Source organism: Azorhizophilus paspali, from assembly GCF_043587585.2.
Taxonomy (GTDB): domain Bacteria; phylum Pseudomonadota; class Gammaproteobacteria; order Pseudomonadales; family Pseudomonadaceae; genus Azotobacter; species Azotobacter paspali.
Map to the genome: position 1 here is coordinate 3,017,900 of NZ_CP171449.1, position 19,305 is coordinate 3,037,204.

16 protein-coding genes are annotated in these 19,305 nt (G+C 60.6%); 7 read left to right on the plus strand and 9 right to left on the minus strand.

Going from position 1 to position 19,305, the window contains the following annotated elements; genetic code table 11:
- Window positions 1–62 precede the first annotated feature (62 nt).
- The 3 genes from ACGI6K_RS14645 to ACGI6K_RS14655 are packed head-to-tail and all read right to left on the minus strand — an operon-like array spanning window position 63 to window position 4,552.
- Complete coding sequence (locus ACGI6K_RS14645; protein WP_376946507.1) at window positions 63–1,454, minus strand: TolC family outer membrane protein; 1,392 nt, start codon at window positions 1,452–1,454, stop codon at window positions 63–65.
- Between the two features lie 23 nt (window positions 1,455–1,477).
- On the minus strand, window positions 1,478–2,794 hold the full coding sequence (locus ACGI6K_RS14650; RefSeq protein WP_376946451.1) for an HlyD family type I secretion periplasmic adaptor subunit: 1,317 nt from the start codon (window positions 2,792–2,794) through the stop codon (window positions 1,478–1,480).
- 15 nt (window positions 2,795–2,809) lie between these two features.
- The gene (locus ACGI6K_RS14655; protein ID WP_376946453.1) at window positions 2,810–4,552 is read right to left on the minus strand and encodes a type I secretion system permease/ATPase; all 1,743 of its coding nucleotides are present in this window, start codon (window positions 4,550–4,552) and stop codon (window positions 2,810–2,812) included.
- 933 nt (window positions 4,553–5,485) lie between these two features.
- Here ACGI6K_RS14655 and ACGI6K_RS14660 point away from each other — a divergent pair.
- A complete protein-coding gene (locus ACGI6K_RS14660) occupies window positions 5,486–6,841 on the plus strand; it encodes a Fic family protein (protein ID WP_376946455.1) in 1,356 nt (451 codons plus the stop codon).
- 114 nt (window positions 6,842–6,955) lie between these two features.
- Here ACGI6K_RS14660 and ACGI6K_RS14665 read toward each other — a convergent pair whose 3' ends face one another.
- From ACGI6K_RS14665 to ACGI6K_RS14690, 6 genes are all read right to left on the minus strand, one after another.
- Complete coding sequence (locus tag ACGI6K_RS14665) at window positions 6,956–8,335, minus strand: undecaprenyl-phosphate glucose phosphotransferase (protein ID WP_376946457.1); 1,380 nt, start codon at window positions 8,333–8,335, stop codon at window positions 6,956–6,958.
- A gap of 229 nt (window positions 8,336–8,564) precedes the next feature.
- On the minus strand, window positions 8,565–9,671 hold the full coding sequence (locus ACGI6K_RS14670; protein ID WP_376946459.1) for a DUF1972 domain-containing protein: 1,107 nt from the start codon (window positions 9,669–9,671) through the stop codon (window positions 8,565–8,567).
- On the minus strand, window positions 9,656–10,930 hold the full coding sequence (locus tag ACGI6K_RS14675) for a hypothetical protein (protein WP_376946462.1): 1,275 nt from the start codon (window positions 10,928–10,930) through the stop codon (window positions 9,656–9,658). Before ACGI6K_RS14675 ends, ACGI6K_RS14670 begins: the two co-directional genes overlap by 16 nt.
- Window positions 10,931–10,937: 7 nt before the next feature.
- A complete protein-coding gene (locus ACGI6K_RS14680) occupies window positions 10,938–12,350 on the minus strand; it encodes an FAD/NAD(P)-binding protein (protein WP_376946465.1) in 1,413 nt (470 codons plus the stop codon).
- Window positions 12,347–12,940 carry an adenylyl-sulfate kinase gene (gene cysC / locus ACGI6K_RS14685; RefSeq protein WP_376946467.1) on the minus strand — a complete coding sequence of 198 codons (594 nt, stop codon included), beginning with the start codon at window positions 12,938–12,940 and terminating at the stop codon, window positions 12,347–12,349. The genes ACGI6K_RS14680 and cysC overlap by 4 nt, the downstream gene beginning before the upstream one ends.
- Window positions 12,941–12,955: 15 nt before the next feature.
- Window positions 12,956–14,665, minus strand: coding sequence for a GspE/PulE family protein (locus tag ACGI6K_RS14690; protein WP_376946470.1), 1,710 nt, complete (start codon window positions 14,663–14,665; stop codon window positions 12,956–12,958).
- Between the two features lie 306 nt (window positions 14,666–14,971).
- On the opposite strand from ACGI6K_RS14690, the gene ACGI6K_RS14695 reads away from it, so the two are divergent.
- The 6 genes from ACGI6K_RS14695 (at window position 14,972) to ACGI6K_RS14720 (ending at window position 19,269) form a co-directional block, all read left to right on the plus strand.
- Window positions 14,972–16,171: a type II secretion system F family protein gene (locus tag ACGI6K_RS14695; protein ID WP_376946473.1), complete on the plus strand. Its 1,200-nt coding sequence runs from the start codon at window positions 14,972–14,974 to the stop codon at window positions 16,169–16,171.
- 21 nt (window positions 16,172–16,192) lie between these two features.
- On the plus strand, window positions 16,193–16,630 hold the full coding sequence (gene gspG / locus ACGI6K_RS14700) for a type II secretion system major pseudopilin GspG (RefSeq protein WP_376946475.1): 438 nt from the start codon (window positions 16,193–16,195) through the stop codon (window positions 16,628–16,630).
- Window positions 16,631–17,002: a prepilin-type N-terminal cleavage/methylation domain-containing protein gene (locus ACGI6K_RS14705; protein WP_376946477.1), complete on the plus strand. Its 372-nt coding sequence runs from the start codon at window positions 16,631–16,633 to the stop codon at window positions 17,000–17,002.
- Window position 17,003: 1 nt separating this feature from the next.
- On the plus strand, window positions 17,004–17,450 hold the full coding sequence (locus ACGI6K_RS14710; RefSeq protein WP_376946479.1) for a type IV pilus modification PilV family protein: 447 nt from the start codon (window positions 17,004–17,006) through the stop codon (window positions 17,448–17,450).
- A 173-nt stretch (window positions 17,451–17,623) separates the two neighbouring features.
- Window positions 17,624–18,235, plus strand: coding sequence for a PulJ/GspJ family protein (locus ACGI6K_RS14715; RefSeq protein WP_376946481.1), 612 nt, complete (start codon window positions 17,624–17,626; stop codon window positions 18,233–18,235).
- Window positions 18,235–19,269: a general secretion pathway protein GspK gene (locus ACGI6K_RS14720; RefSeq protein WP_376946483.1), complete on the plus strand. Its 1,035-nt coding sequence runs from the start codon at window positions 18,235–18,237 to the stop codon at window positions 19,267–19,269. The genes ACGI6K_RS14715 and ACGI6K_RS14720 overlap by 1 nt, the downstream gene beginning before the upstream one ends.
- The last annotated feature ends 36 nt before the right edge of the window (window positions 19,270–19,305 follow it).

Consider the following 19,305-nt stretch of genomic DNA (forward strand, 5'->3'; position numbering starts at 1 on the left):
AAGCCTGTCCGCCCTGGTGGATGGCTTCGGCCATCCACCCGACTGCCCGTCGCCCCATGTCCTCAGCGCGATGCGTTGCGCCTGGTGGCACTTTCCGGAGCGCCCTGGGCGAGCCATATGTTGACGTTCTCGATGGCCTGCTTGGACAGCCTGCCGGCCCAGCGATTCAGAACCAGAAGATTGGTGATGAAGTCGTACTCGGCTTTCAGGAGATCGCGCCGTGCCCGGTACTCGTTCTGCACGTTGGTCAACACGTCGGCCGCGTTCACCACGCCGAACTGGAAGCCCTTTTCGGCGGCTTCCGTGGACTTCTTCGCCGATTCGAGCGCATTGCGCGAAGCGCGAATCCGCTCCACGTTGGCCTGAGCCGTGAGATAGGCGCTGGTGGTTTCCTTGAACACCTGACGCCGCATCGCCTCGAGCTCCTGCTCGGCCGAATCCCGGTCGCTGTGCAGCGCACGGACCCGGGCGGAGGTGGAACCGCCGCTGTAGATGGGTACCTGCAGGGCGATACCGGCCGAATAGTTGTCATAGCGGCTCGTCAGGTTGTTGTCGTAGCCGGCGTCGCTGCGCAGCGCCGACAGGTTGAGACTGAGGGAGGGATAGTGCCCGCCATTTCCTTCGCGGATGGCCGCATCGGCCGCCGCGAGCGCATCTTGCCGCGCCTTGAGCCCCGGGTTGGCGGCGATGGCGCGATCAATCCAGACCTCCAGGGTCTCCTCGGGAGCCTGTAATTCGATGTCGTCGCGGATACGGCTGAGCCGCTCCTGCACGGGGCGCCCGATGACTTCGGAAAGTTCCTCGCGGCTGAGACGAACCTGGTTGCGCGCGTCGACCTCATCGGCGGCCAGCGCATCGATGCGCGCCCGGAGATCGAGGACGTCGGTGATCATCGCCAGTTGCTTTTCGTAAAGCGCATTGACGCGGTCCAGGTTCTTCTGGGTAGCGCGGCGCTCGGCCAGAACCAGCTCGAGTTCGTCGTCGGAAGCCAGGGCGACGAAATAGCGCTGCGCCAGGTCGATGGCCGCTTCCGCCTGGGCATCCTCGGCCTCGGACTGGTCGCGTTTGGCCAGACTCTTGAAGCGCTGGTAATTCTCCCAGGCGGGCTTGTTGTAAAGATGCTGGGTCAAGGTGAGGGAATAACGTTCCGTGTCGTAGGAGTTGCGCGCCGCATCGTCGTCGCGCGTGTTGCGGCTGAATACGGTGCTCGCCGAAACCTGCGGCAGCAACTCTCCCAGCGCCTCGCGTTGCCGCTCCTTGCCGGCCTGGGCGCGTGCATAGGCGGCCAGGACCCGCGGGTCCTCCAACCGCGACTCTCCGTATAACTGCAGCAAATCGGCGGTGTATTCCGAGGCGCGGACTTCGCGTTTTTCCGCGCCGGACGGCACGACCGGCGGCGAATCGCTCCGTGGGGGCGCGGCCTGCACCGAGACACTCATCAGGGCCAGAAACATAATGTAGGGCGTGCGTTGCACGATCACTCCTCGATCAGCGACCTGGCGAACGCATCGGTGGCCGGCTGTAGCAGGTATTGCAGCATGGTGCGCTTGCCAGTGTTGATGTAAACCTCCGCTGGCATGCCCGGTTGCAGTCTGAGCTCGCCCAGGCGCCGGGCGCCCTCCTCGGTCAGGCCGATGCGAGCCAGGTAATAGGGCATACCGTTCTTCTCGTCTACCAGGCGGTCGGCCGAAACCCGCAGGACCTTACCCTCGACGACCGGGGTCGTGCGGCTGTTAAAGCCACTGAAGCGGATATCGGCGGACTTGCCGACCTCGACTCGGTCGATATCGCTGGGCGCGACCTGGGCTTCGATGACTAGATCGGAGATGGACGGCACTATGTCCAGCAGGGGCGTTCCCGGATTGATCACGCCGCCGATGGTATGCACCGTCATACCCAGGATCATGCCGTCCTCGGGCGCGCGGATCACCACGCGGCTCAGGCGGTCCTCCAGGGCGGACTTCTTCTCCTGCAGATCGAAGACCTTGGTCTGCACCTCGGCTAACTGGCTGACGACATCGGCGTTGAAGTCCTTGTTGAGCTGGAGAATCTGCAGCTCGGTTTCATTGATCTGCAAGCGGATCTTAGTGATTTCCGAGCTGTGGTCGGCGATCTCGGCGCGCAGCTTGTCGAGATTGCGCTCCTGCTCGAGCAAGCGCTGCTTGTCGACGAATCCCTCGGCCAGCAACTCCTTCAGTTCGCGGATTTCCTTGGTGAAAGAGTTCTGCAGGCTGCCCTTGGTGCGGATCACGCCTTTCAAACCGTTGATCTGCTCGTGCAACTGGCCGATGCGCTTTTCCAGCACGGCCTCCTCGCCCAGGCGGGAGTTGCGGCGGGCCGTGAACACTTGGGTTTCGCCGTCGCGGGCCTCGCGCGCGCGCAGGCTGTCTAGCTCGAGCATGGAGGAGAAATCGATGGTTTCCAGATTGTCGCGCTCGGCGCGCAGCCGGGCCTCCATCGCCTGCGCCGCGATCAACTGGCTGCGGGTCACCTCGTTTTCGGCGCGGATCTGCGTTTCGTCGAGGACGATCAGCGGATCGCCAGCCTTGACCATATCGCCGTCGCGCGCGTGCAGTTCCTTGACGATGCCCCCCTCGAGGTGCTGCACGGTCTTGCGGTAGGTCTGCACGGTCACGACCCCCTGGGCCAGAGCCGCGCTGTCCAAGGGAGCGACAGCGGCCCAGGTGCCGAAGATGCCGAACATGACGAAAACGATCAGGAAACCTATCGCGCGCGTGCCATGGTCGGACGTCGGCAGCTCGGCAAGCTGAGGGTTGGTGGTTGCATCGGTCATTTATGTCTCTCTAGTTCAAGCTTTGCCGGCCTGGGCGGCGTCGGGCGAGATCCTGGCCTGCTTGGCCAAATCCGTCTGCTGCTGAGCGGCGAGCTCGGCCAGCACCTTGTCGCGCGGGCCGGAAAGCGCGAGCGTACCGTTGTGCATCACCAGCAACGAGTCCAACTGAGCCAGGATGTTGGTTCGATGGGTAATGATGAAAATGGTTGCATTGGTAGCCTTGATTTGCCGGATGGCACTGGCCAAGGCGCGCTCGCCCACGTCGTCCAGGTTGGAGTTCGGCTCGTCGAGGACCAGCAGGCGCGGGTTGCCATAGAGGGCACGGGCCAGCCCCACGCGCTGGCGCTGACCGCCGGAGAGGCTTATCCCTTCACTGCCGATCACGGTGTCGTAACCATCCGGTAGTTGCAGGATCATCTCGTGCACGCCGGCCATCCTGGCGGCCTGGATCACCTTGTCCGGCTCGATCTCGCCGAAGCGGGCGATGTTCTCGCTGATGCTGCCCTCGAAGAGTTCGATGTCCTGGGGCAGGTAGCCGATATAGGGTCCGAGTTCCCGTTTGTCCCAATTGTTGATGTCGGCGCCGTCCAGACGCACCACGCCGTGCTGGGGCGCCCATACGCCGAGCAGTGCCCTGGCGAGGGTGGACTTGCCCGAGGCACTCGGGCCGATGATGCCGACGACCGAACCGGCCGGCACGGTGAAGCTGATACTCTTCAGGATCGGCGTCTTCGAGCCGGGCGCGCCGACGACCAGGTTTTCCACCTGGACACGGCCCTCGGGCGCCGGCAACGACATGCGCTCCTGTTCGGATTTCTGCCGATCGAGAATCTCGTTGAGCCGCGCATACTGCGAACGGGCAGTGATGAACCCCTTCCAACCGCCGATCATCATATCGATCGGCGCCAGTGCCCGCCCCAGCAGAAGCGAACCGGCGATCATCAGGCCAGGATTGATTTCCTGCTTGATGGCCAAATAGGCGCCCACGCCAAGAATCAGCGACTGGACGAGCATTCGGAACGTTTTCGACAAAGACGTGATGAAACCGCTCTTGTCGCTGGCGACCGATTGCAAGTGCAAAACTTTATTCTGGCGCACACTCCAGCGGGCAATGAGGCTATGCAACATGCCCATGGACTGGATCACTTCGGCATTGCGCAAATTCTTGGTGGTGTAAAGATTGGCCGCGATATTTTGTTTGTTGGCTTCCGCCAGGGCCTTGCCGGTAAGTTTCTCGTTCAATGCGGCCAGACAGAGCAGAACGATCGCGCTGGCAATGGCGATCCAGCCATACCACGGATGGAAAAAGAACATGACTCCGATATAAACCGGCAACCAAGGAGCATCGAAGAATGCGAAAAGTCCGGCTCCCGTCAAAAACTGCCGCAGCCCGGTCAGATCATTGAGCGGTTGCGCCGAAGCATCCATTCCGCCACTGTCCAGGGCCCGCTTGAAACTTGCTCGGTATACATCTCGCCCGAGCAGGGCATCCAGCCTGCTGCTGATGCGGACCATGATCCGGGAGCGCGTCCACTCCAGAGATCCCATGGTCACCATGAGCGCGGTCATGATAAGCGTGAGCATCAAAAGTGTAGTTATGCTTCCGCTGGTCAGAACTCGTCCATACACTTGGAGCATATAGAAGGAAGGGACCAGCATCAGCGCATTGACGAAAAAACTGAAGAAGCCGACCGAAATGAAACTGCCTCTGCAGATCTTGAGGGCAGCCTGCAGGCTGTTCTCACGTACATTACGCATACTGTGTCGCTCGGATAAGGTAAAAAAATAAAGGCGGTACGTTATCACACGCGATCCGAGCTCCAAAGACCAGATGTCTCCGTTCCGACCAAATATTTCTTCGCGCCTTGACAGCCATATTCCTTCGGCCACGCATAGCTTAGTCCGTTTAATAAATGGCATTAAGCCATTAAATTGCCATCATCCCGCATGAAAAATCCGGCTTGCAGTATGCAGACGAATTGTAGGCAAGAAGAGAAAGGCAAGGCAAAAAAATAGAGTCGAAAAACACGAAGAGTTCAAGCGGTCACCTTGGAAGCCACCATTAATCTTTGATTTGACTATTTTTTCCCTTTACGAAACGGTGAACCAATTCCCGGATAAATTATCGCCATGAGTCGGAAACCAATTCCTCATGAGAGGTCTAACCTAGCCGCTGTCCGTGACTTATACATCGACCGGAAACAGGATGAGCAATGGCGTTATGATATCAATAGTTGATCTATTCGATATCAATCGGACAGCCGGCCGTCGCAGCCGCATGGCCGAGCCAAGGACAGGAAGAACGGGCGGGAATGCGGAATCGGACCAGCCACGGGCAAGCGCCGGTCGATGAGGATGGGAGGAAAGCCTTGCCCGGCCGGACAGTCGGAACATTGGTCATCGTGACGAGCCGGCCAGGGCGATCACGAGGCCCCGAGCGAGCTTGCTCACGGGGCTTCTGACTTCCGCTTGTCGCCACAATCGTGAAAACCCGCTCCGGGGCACGGGTCTCCGAGGCAATCCGACGCCGAATACCAGCGCCTCTACGGGATGCGAAGTGACCGCTCCTGCGGGCGGAATGGCGAGCAGCCCATACCATGCAGGTACTTCATCTCAAAAAAGACGAAAGCTGAGATATGAGTCGCCCCATGGTGTAGTCTCATCTCAAATCGCTTCATTTTTGAGATAGCCATGGTCAAGCGACCACCCACCCCGATTGCGAACCCCTTGAGCCGAATCGCCGAGCGGAATCCGGCAAGTCTGGAAAAGTATCTCGAACTCTTCGCTCCGCTGGACGACAAGGGGCGTTATCTGCATTTCGACGAGCTGCGTTTCCGGTTTCCCGAGGGGCTGGATCATGTACTGGCCTGGTCCATCGTGAAGCTCGCCCGACAACGGCAGCTCAGCCCCGTACTGCCCCTGGGCGAACCGCCGATCGTGGGCAAGCTGATGCTTACGCCAGCCATGCAGATAGCCATATCGGAAAGTGACCGGCATACCACCAGCGCTGCCCTCGAGTGGATGAGCGGCAAGATAGGCGAGCACCGGCATCTCCAGTACCTGCTCAACGATCTGGTCGAGGACGAAGCGATCGGCAGCAGCCAACTGGAAGGGGCGGCCACCACCACCAAGGTGGCCAAGGATCTACTCAAGCGTCAGCGCGGCCCACGGACTCCGGACGAAAAAATGATCGTCGGCAACTTCCGGATGATGCAGTTCGCCTGGGAAAACCGACACAAGGCGCTCTCGCCGGTGCTCATTGCCGAACTGCACGAAGTGGGCGTGGCAGGAATCGATGACGAAAAATACTATCCAGGTGTCTTCCGCACTACGGACGATGTGATCGTCCAGGATGGAGACGGCAATACCGTACATATGCCCCCCCCCGCCAAAGGACTGGAAAAACGGCTGGCAAGACTCGCCGAATGGGCCAATGCCAATCACCATGACGTCGACAACAGCGATTACCTGCATCCACTGCTCAAGGCGATCGTTCTGCATTTCAGCATCGGTTTCGAACATCCGTTCAGGGACGGCAATGGACGGGTGGCTCGCTCACTCTTCTACTGGTATCTGTTCAAGCAGGATTTCGCCGCCTTCCGTTATATTGCAATCAGTACATTACTGAAAAAAGCTCCGATCCAGTATGGGAAAAGCTATCTCTACACTGAGACCGACGATATGGATCTCAGCTACTTCGCTGACCATCAGTGCCGTATCGTTATCCGGGCGATTTCGGAGTTCAAGAAGACTTGCAACAAAACACTGGAGGATATGGAGGCGTTCAATGCCTTCCTGTTCAAATCCGGCCTTTATCAAAAGCTGACGGACAAGCAAAAAACGGTTTTCCAGGTGGCCAAAAGCGGAATAGCCCTCGAATTCACCGCCGTCAACGTCAAGGAAAACCTTGGTTGCTCCTACAATACGGCCGCCGCGACCTTGAATGGGCTGGTCGAGCTGAAACTGTTCAAGAAAGAGAAAGTCGGCCGAGAATGGGTTTTCACCATGTTGGGAACGGACCAGATCATCGGTAACTGGAAGAGCTGACAAAGAAGCCGACTTGCAAGCGAAACTGCTCGCAATGCTTCATCACGTCTGCCGCCACCCCATCGGCCATCCGCCAACTGGCAGTGCCCTCCCACGGCCCTCGCCGGGACTCACTCAATAGGCATTCTTGCCGACGAACCCCTTGAACATTGTCAGGAAGATGATCTTCAAGTCCAGCCACAACGACCAGTTGTCGATGTACCAGAGGTCGTACTCCACCCGCTTCTGCATCTTTTCTAGGGTATCCGTCTCGCCCCGGTAGCCACAAACCTGCGCCCAGCCGGTGATGCCCGGCTTGACCTTGTGGCGCTGCATGTAGGACTCGACCAAATCCTTGTAGTACTCGTTGTGCTCCAGGGCATGGGGACGCGGACCGACGATGGACATGCGCCCTTGCAGCACGTTGAAGAACTGCGGCAGTTCGTCGAGGCTGGTGCGCCGCAAGAAGGCCCCCAGAAGCGTGACGCGCGCATCGTTGCGGCAGGCCTGGGTCACCTGGCCGTATTTCTCCCGGTGCACCACCATCGAGCGGAACTTGTAGACCTTGAAGCGCCTGCCGTTGATACCGGTGCGGTACTGCTTGAACAACATCGGCCCCCGAGAGGTGAGCTTGACGGCCAAGCCGATCAGGAGACAGAGAGGCAGGATCAATACCATGACGGGAATGGCGATCAGCAGATCCTCCAGCCGCTTGATCAGTCGCGCCGGACCGTTCATCGGGCTGAAGCTAAGGTCTAGGGTATAGAGGCCGGCGATATGACTGATGCGGTGATTGAACAGGCGGATATCGTCCCATTCGGGAATGAAACGTATCTCTACCATATGGTGACGCAATGCGTAGAGAATCGAGCGGATAGCTCCCCCCTCACCGAGAGGAAGACAGAGCCATACCTCATGCACACCATGTTGCCTGACCTCGGCGACCAAGGTATCCAGCCAGTCCGGGTCGCGACTGAATGGCATGCTGTGAACCACTCTGAAACCATGCTCTTCGAGCGCGCGCCCATCGCTCAGTTGGCCGGCGGAACTGCCTCCCGAATCCACCAGGAGCACGGTTTTCAGGTTTCGCCCCAGGGCACGCAGGTGGCGTAGCAGCAGGAAGGCCACCAAGCGCAACAACAGGCTCAGGGACCACCCCAGCAGCACCATGCTCACAAACCAGAGCCGTGAGTAGCTTTCCGACACCTTGAGCAGGAAGGAAAGCGAAAGCAATATGCCTGCCGCGACGAGCCAGGCGAAGGTCAGCACACTGAATTGGCGCTGGAAGGGTTGACCACGTTGCGAACCGTAAACCCCGGCCAGCGCCAGGCAAAAAACGACAATGATCGCACTCAACAATGTCGCGGTGTTGTAACGCCCCGACATATCGAAATTATCGAAACGAAACTGATGGGCCAGGAGGGCTGCAGCAATGACAAAAAACAGGTCCAACAGCGCCACGAACAGAGGGACGGGGTAGCGCTCGGCGAAAGTCGGCTGAAAACGGGGAATCAAAACATGTCCTTTTGGAGGCTAAGGGTATGCCGCCGAACGAAGCAGAGTTCAAAACCTTGATCTGGCGACCCTGCTCTATGGCGACATTCCCCCTTCGACTCAATCTAATCGCGAATTGACATCATGGTATCGGATACCGGGCCGCGCGAAACGATATCAGAAAGGCACGTACATACTTCCCTGGAAAAAACCAAAGGCTCGTCTGTTCGAGATCAGGCCCCTCCTGGGATCAAGCGGGGTACCAGTGGACCAGGAGCCGTTCATATTCGTTCAATACATCGCTCCATTTATAGCCTGCCCGAAAACGCTCACGGCTCGCAGCTTTCATGTTCCTGACGGACGTCTCGTCCGTCAAAAGCTCATCGAGTAAATCGGCACAAGCCGCTTCGTCTCCGAAATAAGCGGCTTCGGAGCCAGCCACCCCTCGATTGAATGGATTGTCGTAGGCAATGATCGCACAACCTGCACCCAAAGCCTCGACCAGAGAGGGATTGGTACCGCCGACACGATGGCCATGCAGATAGAAGCGACTGAAAAAACGTAATGCCCGCACGATGGAGGGCTCATATATCGCACCGGGAAAAATCACCTCATCGCTTGCAGCACTCATGACCGAACGATGAAAAGGATTACGCTCCGGCTTCAAATCGCCCAGTACGAGCAACTTATGTCCGCGTTCGGTGCGGCTGAAGGCACGTACGATCTCCAACAGCGAATTCTCCGGCTCGGGACGCGCGATGACCACGGAAAAATACCCCGGCTCGACGGCGTAAGACGCGAGTTGCCGCGAATCGGCGTCAAGCACCTCATCGGCGCCATAAGGTATCACCGTAATCTTTTCGGGCCTGGCACGGGTGATCAGGTGCTCCTTGATCACAGGATGGTCCGCTACCAGATGATTGCCGATTCGGCATGCAGCGTATTCGTTCATCCAAAACCAGGCCTTGGCCGAACGTCCCCACTTGGCTCGGCGCCACTCGATACCATCCATGTTGATGATATTGGTTTGCCCCTTCAGCCGCTGGAGTAGATTAAAGATTGCGGTGTTATAACCAAGCGTCAGAAATATACCTTCCTGCGATAACGCATGATGGGTGGCCTTCCAGTCGAATATCATCGAACCCAGTCCATCGTCTCGCCACACGGGAATTTCGACACGACGAATCCCTTTCCAAAAGTTCTCCGAAAGACTCCCACGACCGCAGCTCTGGCAATAGACGGTAACCTCCCAGCCCTTGTCGACGAGAAATAACGACAACCGTTCCGCAAAGGTCTCAAACCCACCATAGGCGGCAGGGACACCCCGGGTACCCAGGATATTCAGCTTGTAGCGCATTCGGTTTTCGAGACCACCTTGACCAAGGCGTAGGTGAAGAAAAGCAGAAGGGCCGGCACCACCAGTACGAAACCGATCAGGCCTGCCACCCTTCGCATGGCCGTCATGGGGGACTCCGATACCAAGGTGCCCAGTCGCTCGGCGAAGCCCGTCCAGGAAAAGCGCGGAGCCAGGGTCCGCAACGCTCGACGCATGTCGGAAAGTCGCTCGGGAGAACGGCTGAGATCCGAAAGCGCCTCGCCCAAGGTAATCCTATCCACCACCAGGCCAGCGCCTTCCCGTTCGAGCCTCACCCCCCATTCGTCATCCATGTTCTGCACGATCGGCAAGCCCAGGGTCAGACAATCGAAGTTCCTCGTTCTCGACGCATAGTCGTTCTCATAGCCTTCGGCTCCCCACACCAGAGAAACATCGAGTCCCGCCCAATATTCGAAGCGCCTGGAAAACTCCACCCAGGGCATGAAAACGACATTCGCCCTGGCCTCCTCCCCGACGGAGCGCAGCAATTCGGCCTGACGGAACTCATCGGCCCCGAAAAAAATTATCTTTATGTTCCTGTTTTCGACGATCGCCCTCGAAACGCCACGCATCACCGAATCGAGATCGAACCAGCCATAAACCCCACCCAGCCATCCGACCAGAAAATCATTCTCTTGAAATTGCCGACCGGCCAATTGCCCCAGCAGCTCCTTTCCCCGTTCCCTGTCGAAAGCCCCGCAGGAATCGCAACCGAAGGGAATTATGGAAATACGCTTGAATTCGCGGGTCAAAAAAAAAGGCGCCAACGAACCTCTGAACAGATCCAGTTGCCGCTTGTTGGCCACGATCACGCCATTGAAGGTCAAGCCTCCCAGCAGGTTGCGCGCGGCATTGAAATGACTTTTTATCAGTATCCTCACCCGCGCGAGGCGCTTATTACGCCTCATGAGAGCATCCAGTTCGATCCAGTGCGGGACATAACCATCCAGAACAAGCGTCTTGCCACCGAAACCCGCAGCGAGCGCCAGAAACAGAAGTACGGGTCCCCCACCGTGCAAAACAATCACATCGGCAAGAGCGAACGAAGCGATCAGGCGCAAAACATCGGTGACGGCAACGAACCGAACGCCCGATGGCAACCTCGCGTCGTCGGCCGACCGCCCGGCCAGTACAGCGTCGTGACCCTGGCGGACCAGTTCGCGGGCCAGAGAAAGATAACGGAGCTCCGGTCCACGCAACTCGGCCAGATAATTTCCTTTATATACCAGCAAAAACCTCATACGACTCCTAGTCGCGCGAATCGCGGGCAGTGACACTCCGCAAGTCTTCCGCCAACCTGATCGCCAGGAATTTGGCATGCTGCCGCAACTCGGGAACGGCAGTTGCCTCCCAGAAATTCGCCCTGAGCATTGGCCCCACATAACTCAACCAGGACGCGGCGTTTCCCCGCGCGTCTCTCACGGCCAACCGCTCGTCCACGAACAAGCCAAGACCATGAGCATCGGGCTGCACATGCCCCTCCGCGAGCAACTGGGCGATGAGCGCATTGTCCAGCCTGCGCAGATCGGCGTTGGGTCCCGTGCAATTGACGATGCCGCCGACCTCGATGGACTCGACTTGCCGGCTGCCCCGCAACTGGACACTCACCCGCAAGGCCCCCGAGCAAACCTCGACAGAGCCGATCCGCCCTTTCAGGGCCTCGATGGAACCATTGGCCAGTCCATCCTGAAAACGCTGATGGGACTCGGGGGCGGCCAGGTGCCGATGCACCTCCCAGAAAGGCTGCACATGGCGGAGAAACCGGCGGCGCTCCTCCTCGGGAAGACGCCCCCACAACTGCGGAGTATGGGAACGCAAGGCGGCGATCAAATCCCGCCAGCCCGGATCGTCCCCCGCGACACCCACCAGTTGCCGGTATTGCCGGCGCATCTCGCGCAGGTAACCACGGATGGTCGGCTGCATCCCCAGCAGGCGCAGACCCACGTCCAAGGAAGACGGTGAGCCGCTTCGCTGCAGGCGATGCGCAAGCGGACGCAGCCCTCGGCGCGACAATAGGTAAATGCGGCCCTGCGGCCTGCGACGCAACAGGTCCACGGCCACGTCCAGTGCCGTCAGGCCTGCCCCCAGCAACAAGACCGGCTTGCCCTTGTCAACGAACTCACAAGGGTCCCCCTTCCAGGGATCGCGCAGGTAGAGCCCCGCCTCGGCGGCGGATAGCAGTCCGGGCGGCTCCGACGGCGGGAAATGCCCGCACGCCAGGACGACCCGATCGGCCGAAATCGCCTCGCCACCGGTCAACTCGACGACGGCACCATTTCCCTGGGGCCTCAGACAGCACACCTCGCCACGCACCCGCTGCAAGGACAGGCCGGCCGGACAGTCGCGCTCGGCGGCGTCCAGCAGCGCCGCCAGATATTCGCCGTAAGACCGGCGCGTCGCGAAGGAACGAGCCGTCGCCTCCTCCATCCGCTCCTGGCAGAAGCGCAGGAAGGAGTCGGGGTCGTCGGCCAGAGCACTCATGTTGCCGGCCGGCACATTCAGCAAATGATCCGGGCTGTCGGTGCCATAAGCCAGCCCCGGCCCCATGGCCGCGGATCGGTCGATCAGAACGACCTTCGTTCCCGGCGAAGCATGCCGTAAGAACTGGATGGCGGTAACGACTCCACTGAAACCCGCGCCAATGATCGCCAGGGTTTTCATGCCCTCTCCCACTTGTCCAGATAGTCCAGTATCCGGGCCACCGCCGTCGGCAAATCGTCCTTCAGGGTATCGATGCGGATGTGCGGATCGACCGGCGGCTCGTAGGCCGAATCGATGCCCGTGAAATTCTTGATCAACCCCTGGCGAGCCTTGCCATACAACCCCTTGGGATCGCGGCGCTCGCACTCGGCCAGCGGCGTGTCCACGAAGATTTCAATAAAGGCTCCGTTGCCGATGACTTCCCGGGCGATGGCCCGATCCCGCCGGAACGGGGAAATAAAAGCGCTAATCACGATCAGACCGGCATCCACGAACAAGTGGGCCACTTCGGCGATACGGCGGATGTTCTCTTCACGGTCGGCATCGCTGAACCCGAGATCGCGACACAGCCCCATGCGCACATTGTCGCCGTCCAGCAGATAGGTATGCCGTCCGCGTTCGACCAGCGCCAGTTCGAGCGCATTGGCAATAGTCGATTTGCCCGCCCCACTTAGGCCGGTCAGCCACAGGGCGACTGGCTTCTGCCCTTTCGCCCGAGCCCTCCGTGCGGCATCCACGGCCAGCGCCTGAGACATCAGGTTGGTACTCATGCTCCCGATACCTCCTCAGAATTCCTGTTCGACACAAGCAACACGCATGACCTCCTCGATGCTGGTCAGACCCTTGCTGGCCTTGATCAATCCATCCTCCAGCAGACCCCGGTGCCCCTGACCCTTGATCAGTGCCTTCATCTCCTGCAGAGGCGCCTGGCGATTGACCAACTGCTGCAGGGAAGCGCTCAGAGGTACCAACTCGTATATCCCCATGCGGCCGCGATAGCCGGTCTGGTGGCAATGGGCACAACCGCATGCCCGTTTCCAGTCGCCCCCCGCGACGCTACGTCCCATTGCCTGCCAGGCAGCCGGCAAGGCCGGCGCCTCGTCGCGCACCGCGCAATGATCGCAGAGCTTGCGCACCAGACGCTGTGCCTGAACACCGCGCACCGAAGCGGCCACCAGAAAAGGCTCCAACCCCATATCGATCAGGCGGGTGAAGGCCGAAACCGCGTCATTGGTATGCAGCGTCGACAACACCAAGTGCCCTGTCAAAGCGGACTGGATGGCGATCTGCGCGGTATCCAGGTCGCGAATCTCACCGATCATGATGGTGTCCGGGTCTTGGCGCAGAATGGCCCGCAGCGCACGCGCGAAGGTGTAGCCGATTTCCGCGTGCGCCTGGATCTGCGTTACGCCCGGTACCTGATACTCGACGGGGTCCTCTACGGTGATGATCTTGTTGCTGCCATCGCGCATCTCCTCGAGCGCCGAATACAGGGTCGTGGACTTGCCGGACCCCGTGGGCCCAGTTACTAGCACAATGCCATTAGGAAACGCCAGCCACTGCCTGAGCAACTCGATATGGTCGGACTCGAAACCCAGGCTGCCCAGCGACAAGGCACCACGGTTCTTCGGCAATAACCGCATGACGATCGACTCGCCGAAAACTCCCGGCGCCGTGGAAACCCGGATATCCATGTCCTTTCCGCTCAAGCGCAAGGTAATCCGGCCATCCTGCGGCAAACGCTTCTCGGCGATATCCAGCCCGGCGATCAGCTTGATGCGTGAACCGATCGCCGGATAACGCTCGTAAGGCTGCACCATGCGCGTGTGCAGAACGCCGTCGACTCGCATCCGCACGGTAAAACGGGTCTCCTCGGGTTCGACATGAATGTCGGAGGCTCCCGAATCGACCGCCTGCGCCAGGAGGTTATTCACCAGCTCGACGACCGGCGCTTCTTCGATCAGGCTCTTGAGGGTCTGGCGATCATCGCGAAACAGGTCGGATACGGCGCTCTCCCTGCGCACCTGATCGACGAGCGTGTCGATATCCTGAGCGCGGGCCAGATAGCGCACCAGTTCCCGGTCACCGAAGGTGTAGCCCAGCAGATCCCCGATCCGCGAATCGTTCGGGTCCTTGGCCAAGGCATGCACCTCGCCGGCCTCTTCCCACAGCAGTACATTGTTGTCGAGCAACCAGTCCAGCCGTAACGGAAGAGCGGACATGAAGGCGTAGGCAGTGGACGGGGCCGGCATCCCAGCCCCGTCCAGAACCGGCAACCCCAAGTGCTCATGCAGCACAGCTAGCAAGGCATCCTCGGAAAGCGCTCCCATGCGAATGAAAATGGAGCCGAGCCGCCCACCTGCCTGCTGCTGCAACCCCAAAGCACGCTGCACATCATCTTCAGTGACCAGCCCGGCCCGGACCAGCCGTTCACCCAATCTCATCGCCACCCCTCCGAATACCAGCGGGAAAGCTCCAATCCACGGAACGCCCATGCACGAAACCGGGCATTCTAGCTTTCCGGCACGGGGCTTTCCCCCAAAAAAACGCCGATCCTCTACAATGCCGCCCTCGACTGGGCACGGATGATATCTCCAGGCCTTTCACTATCGGGAAGCTGCGAGCAGTACGGTGGGCAGCCGCAGGGATTGCCAAGGTGCGGGAGCGAACTCATCTGCAATGACCAGTAAAAACAGAAACATAGCGAACAAGTTCGCTCCTGCCGGACACCCCTATCCTATAGAAGCGGATTCATCTGCGATCGGGGTAGTAGCGGACGAAAGCAAGCCGGGGTGCACCGGATGAAATTCGCCTACGAAGGCTTCGATGCCCAGGGAGAACGGCAGACCGGCCTGCTGGAGGCCAGCGACAAGCTCGAAGCCTTGCGCCAGTTGCAGGCCAAGAACATCGTCCCGGTCGAACTCGATCCATTGGAAGACAAGCGCAAGCCCGGCCTTTTCGCCCCTCGCCTGAGCCGACAGCACATCACCCAGGCATTGCACGAACTCACCCGCCTGATCGAATCCGAAGTCTCCCTCGCCGAATCCATCGAAGCGATGGCCGATGCCGGCCACCACGAGAAGATCGACCATGCCTTCGCCGGTATCGCTCGCGCCCTGCAACATGGCGAATCCTTTTCAAAGGCACTGGCCTGCTGCGGCCTGCCGCTTCCCGACTACCTGCTGCACCTGGTCAGGGCCGGCGAACTCACCGGCGATTTGGCCGGAGCCCTCAAGCGCGCCCAGGAAAAAATGGAATACGACGAGCGCACCGCCAACGAACTGCGCAATGCCCTGACCTACCCGGCCATTCTGGTGGTTTCCGGAGTCGCCGCCGTGCTGCTCATGTTCATCGTGGTCGTCCCCAAGTTCAGCGGCATGCTCAACAAGAACGCGACGGAACTGCCCTGGCTGGCCACCTGCGTCCTGACCACCGGTACCTGGTTCAACGCTCACTGGGATCTATTGCTGGCCGGGCTTGCATGCGCGCTCGCCACCGCCATCGGCGCTCTGCGTCGACCCGGCCTGCGCGCCAGCCTGACCAACTGGCTGTCACGCCTGCCGGTCATCGGCCGCTGGCTCGACGAAACCGACATGGCCAGTTGGTCCTATACCCTGTCCGCCATGCTGGGCTGCAAGGTCGATCTGCTCGCGGCCCTCGAACTGTCGATCCACGCCATGCGCATCCCCCGCAAGCGCGCCGCGATGCAGGAGGTGATCCGTCTGGTCCGCTCGGGCAGCAATGTCTCCAGTGCCCTGGCCGAAACCCACATGCTGAACCGCACCGGCATCAACCTGGTGAGGGTCGGCGAACGTACCGGCCGAGCGGCCGAAATGCTGTCTTCCCTGGCCACCCTGTACGAAGACAACAGCAAGAACCGCATGAAAAAATTGCTGGCCCTTATCGAGCCGGCCGCCATCCTGCTGATCGGCTCGGTCATCGGCGTTATCATCCTTGGCATCATCCTGGCCATCACCAGCGTCAACGACATGGCCGTCTAACTCACGGAAATCACCACCCTCATGAAACCGCTCATTCACCGCCGTACCCGGCAACGGGGCTTCACCCTCATCGAACTGCTCGTCGTCCTGGTGATCCTCGGCATGTTGGCCGGCCTGGTCGGCCCGCGCCTGTTTTCCAACGTGGACAAGTCCAAGGTCAAGACGGCGGAAACGCAGGTCAAAATGCTGCGCGGCTCGCTGCAGACTTACCGGCTCGACATCGGCTCCTATCCCACCACCGCGCAGGGCCTCGCCGCCCTCATGAAGGCCCCCGGCGACACCCGCAATTGGCAAGGCCCCTATCTGGAAGACGAAGTGCCGAAAGATCCCTGGGGCAACCCTTATGAGTACAAGGCTCCGGTCGACAATCTGCAGGGCTTCGCCCTCTACTCCCTCGGCGCCGACGGCAAACCCGGCGGCGAAGGACAGGACAGCGACGTCGGCATCCTGGAAAAATAAATGCGCCCGCAGCGCGCCTTCACCCTGCTCGAACTGCTGGTCGTGCTCAGCCTAATCGGCTTGGTCGCCGGAATCGTCGCCCCCCGCTTCGTCGACATGGGCGACAAGCTGACCTTGAAAAACCAACTGCTCGAAGTGCGCCGGCAAATCAATGGTCTTCCCCTGCTCGCCCTGCGCGATGGCAGCACGCTGCGCATCGACGAGCAAGGGGCGCCCGTCCAGTTGCCCAGCGCCTGGCGCGCGACGGCCAATCCGCCGATCCTCTACCAGGGCAATGGCGCCTGTCTCGGCGGCCAGCTCGAAATCTGGCAGGGCGACGATCACCGCTACAGCATTCACTTGCCGCCCCCCTTCTGCCAGTGGTCCTCCTGAAATGCTTGCCTACCGCCAGCCGGCGCCGAAACGACAACGGGGCTTTTCCCTGCTCGAAGCCATCGTCGCCCTGGTCATCCTCGCCGGTGCCTGTATGGCCCTGTTCGCCTGGATCAATACCAGCTTGACGCAACTGCAACGCGCCGAACTCTATATCGATGCCGGCCCGGCGATCGAAAGCGCCATGCAGTACCTAAAAACCGTCGATCTGGCCCGGCGTCCCAACGGCACCTTCGAGTCCGGCACCATCAGCGTCGACTGGCAGGCCAGCGCCCTGGAAGCCGACAACACCCGCAGCCCAGAATATGGCGGCAGCAACTTCCTGCTCTCGCTCTACGCCGTCACCCTGACCGCCCGCTCGACGACGCGCAGCCTGCCGCCCCTGCATACCCGCATCGTCAACTACCGGCTGAAGCCCGGGCTGCCCGACCCTGCCGATGGCCTCTGAAACCCACTCCCGTCGAAGTCTCGCAGAGCCTCTCCTGTCCGAAGAGATCGATGGCGCTCTGGCAGGAACGAACCTGTTCGCGATGCTCCGCTCTTCGTCGCCAACCATGGCTAAATCCGCCACCACAACCCTTGCCGACAAGCGGCCGACGATATTCGGCCGGAGATCTTGAAATGGCTGCCCCCACCTTCCGCTTTTCCTCGCGCCAGCGTGGCATGACCCTGCTCGAACTGCTGGTCGTCATGACTCTGCTCGCCCTGATCGGCAGCCTGCTCATGCAGGGCTTCGGCAATGCCTTGAGTCTCTACGAGCGGGTCCAGCGCCGGCAGCTCGACAGCATCCCCCTCGAACTCGGCTACGGCTGGTTCGCCGCGACCCTCGCCGGGACCCAGGCCGAACTCGACCCGCCACGCCAGTTCCGGGGCGACGGCCGCAGTCTGGAAGGCGTCACCCACCGTCCCCTGCTCGGCCTTCCCGGTCAGGTCAGCTTCTTCGCCTGGCGACTGGAAGAAGGCATCGGTGGCCGCCTGCAACTCACCTACAGCCAGCCCGGCCAGTTGCAATGGGTGATCGCCACCTGGCCGGCCGGCAGCCAGGGTCAGTTTGTCTACCGCTCGCTGCAGGGCACACCCGCGGAACGCTGGCCCGAAGCGGCGGAGCAGATGGACGGGCAGATACCCGGCGCCATCCTGCTGCAGATCACCCCGCCTGGAGAACCGCCGCTGCGCTGGTACGCCAACCTGCCCGGACGCACCTTCCAGCGCCTCGACTACCGGGATCTCTGATGAAACAAAAAGGCTTCGCCCTCATCGCCGTGCTCGGCCTGCTGACGGTGCTCTCCCTGGTCGCCGCCTTCATCGCCGGTTACGCCGAGCAGCGCATGGAACAGACCTACCAGTTGCGCGAGCGCCTGCAGGGCAAACTCGACAGCGAAGCCACCCTGGCCACCCTGCTGCATATCGTCGCAACCCGTCCGCTGGTGCAGAACGCCTACCTGCTGCAGACACCCGCCAGCCGGACGGACAACGACGATCCCTTTTCCCGCGGCCAGGATATTTTGGACATCAACGCACTGCCGCACCTCAAGGTCGATAGCCAGACCTACCAGGGCCTCGGCAACAGCCGCTTCGCCCTGCAGGATGAAGGCTCGCTGCTCAGCCTGCTCGATCCCGATCGCGAGCGCTGGAGCGCGCTCTTCCGGCAGCACGGCCTGAGCCCGCAACAGACCGAACGCTTCCTCGACCAGTTGCAGGACTACACCGACCGGGACGACCTGCGCCGCCTCAACGGTGCCGTTTCCAGCGACTACGCCAGCCAGGGCCTTCCCCCACCGCCGCAGCGCCCGATGATCAGCCCCGGACAGATCTTCAACCTGCTCGACGGCACGGCCCTGCAAGATGACCTCCTCCGGCTCCTGCCGCTGATCACCTCCCGTAGCGGCCAGTTGCACAACATCAACACGGCGCCCCGGGAAGTCCTGCGAACCATCCCAGGCATCGATGACGACCTCGCCCAGGCGCTCGTCGACGAACGGCACAAGCGTCCCTTCGCCGACCTCGCCGAAGCCAACCAGCGTCTTGGCCGCATTATTCCGCTCGACCCGCAGGAAACGCCCAGCCAAGCTTCGCCATTCCTGCGTATCCAGCTCTGGGCTGACGAAGGCAGACAGCTATTATGGCTTGGGCTATCATCCACGCCCGCCTCCAGACTCGCCCCGTGGGAAATTGATTACACCTTTGCTTTCAGTCTGCGGCAGCCTTCCACAGCGCCTCTATCACTGGCTTTTCCGCCGCTGTTCGAGCCAGCAATGGACGATTGACCGCGACAGCATCCGGCAGCAGCCTTATCCGGGCCT

What these genes read in the sequence shown, in the direction of transcription:
- ACGI6K_RS14645 (WP_376946507.1), bottom strand. Translation starts at nt 1,454, where the DNA reads ATGTTTCTGGCCCTGATGAGTGTCTCGGTGCAGGCCGCGCCCCCACGG.
- ACGI6K_RS14650 (WP_376946451.1), bottom strand. Translation starts at nt 2,794, where the DNA reads ATGACCGATGCAACCACCAACCCTCAGCTTGCCGAGCTGCCGACGTCC.
- ACGI6K_RS14655 (WP_376946453.1), bottom strand. Translation starts at nt 4,552, where the DNA reads ATGCGTAATGTACGTGAGAACAGCCTGCAGGCTGCCCTCAAGATCTGC.
- ACGI6K_RS14660 (WP_376946455.1), top strand. Translation starts at nt 5,486, where the DNA reads ATGGTCAAGCGACCACCCACCCCGATTGCGAACCCCTTGAGCCGAATC.
- ACGI6K_RS14670 (WP_376946459.1), bottom strand. Translation starts at nt 9,671, where the DNA reads ATGCGCTACAAGCTGAATATCCTGGGTACCCGGGGTGTCCCTGCCGCC.
- ACGI6K_RS14675 (WP_376946462.1), bottom strand. Translation starts at nt 10,930, where the DNA reads ATGAGGTTTTTGCTGGTATATAAAGGAAATTATCTGGCCGAGTTGCGT.
- ACGI6K_RS14680 (WP_376946465.1), bottom strand. Translation starts at nt 12,350, where the DNA reads ATGAAAACCCTGGCGATCATTGGCGCGGGTTTCAGTGGAGTCGTTACC.
- cysC (WP_376946467.1), bottom strand. Translation starts at nt 12,940, where the DNA reads ATGAGTACCAACCTGATGTCTCAGGCGCTGGCCGTGGATGCCGCACGG.
- ACGI6K_RS14690 (WP_376946470.1), bottom strand. Translation starts at nt 14,665, where the DNA reads ATGGGCGTTCCGTGGATTGGAGCTTTCCCGCTGGTATTCGGAGGGGTG.
- ACGI6K_RS14695 (WP_376946473.1), top strand. Translation starts at nt 14,972, where the DNA reads ATGAAATTCGCCTACGAAGGCTTCGATGCCCAGGGAGAACGGCAGACC.
- gspG (WP_376946475.1), top strand. Translation starts at nt 16,193, where the DNA reads ATGAAACCGCTCATTCACCGCCGTACCCGGCAACGGGGCTTCACCCTC.
- ACGI6K_RS14705 (WP_376946477.1), top strand. Translation starts at nt 16,631, where the DNA reads ATGCGCCCGCAGCGCGCCTTCACCCTGCTCGAACTGCTGGTCGTGCTC.
- ACGI6K_RS14710 (WP_376946479.1), top strand. Translation starts at nt 17,004, where the DNA reads ATGCTTGCCTACCGCCAGCCGGCGCCGAAACGACAACGGGGCTTTTCC.
- ACGI6K_RS14715 (WP_376946481.1), top strand. Translation starts at nt 17,624, where the DNA reads ATGGCTGCCCCCACCTTCCGCTTTTCCTCGCGCCAGCGTGGCATGACC.
- ACGI6K_RS14720 (WP_376946483.1), top strand. Translation starts at nt 18,235, where the DNA reads ATGAAACAAAAAGGCTTCGCCCTCATCGCCGTGCTCGGCCTGCTGACG.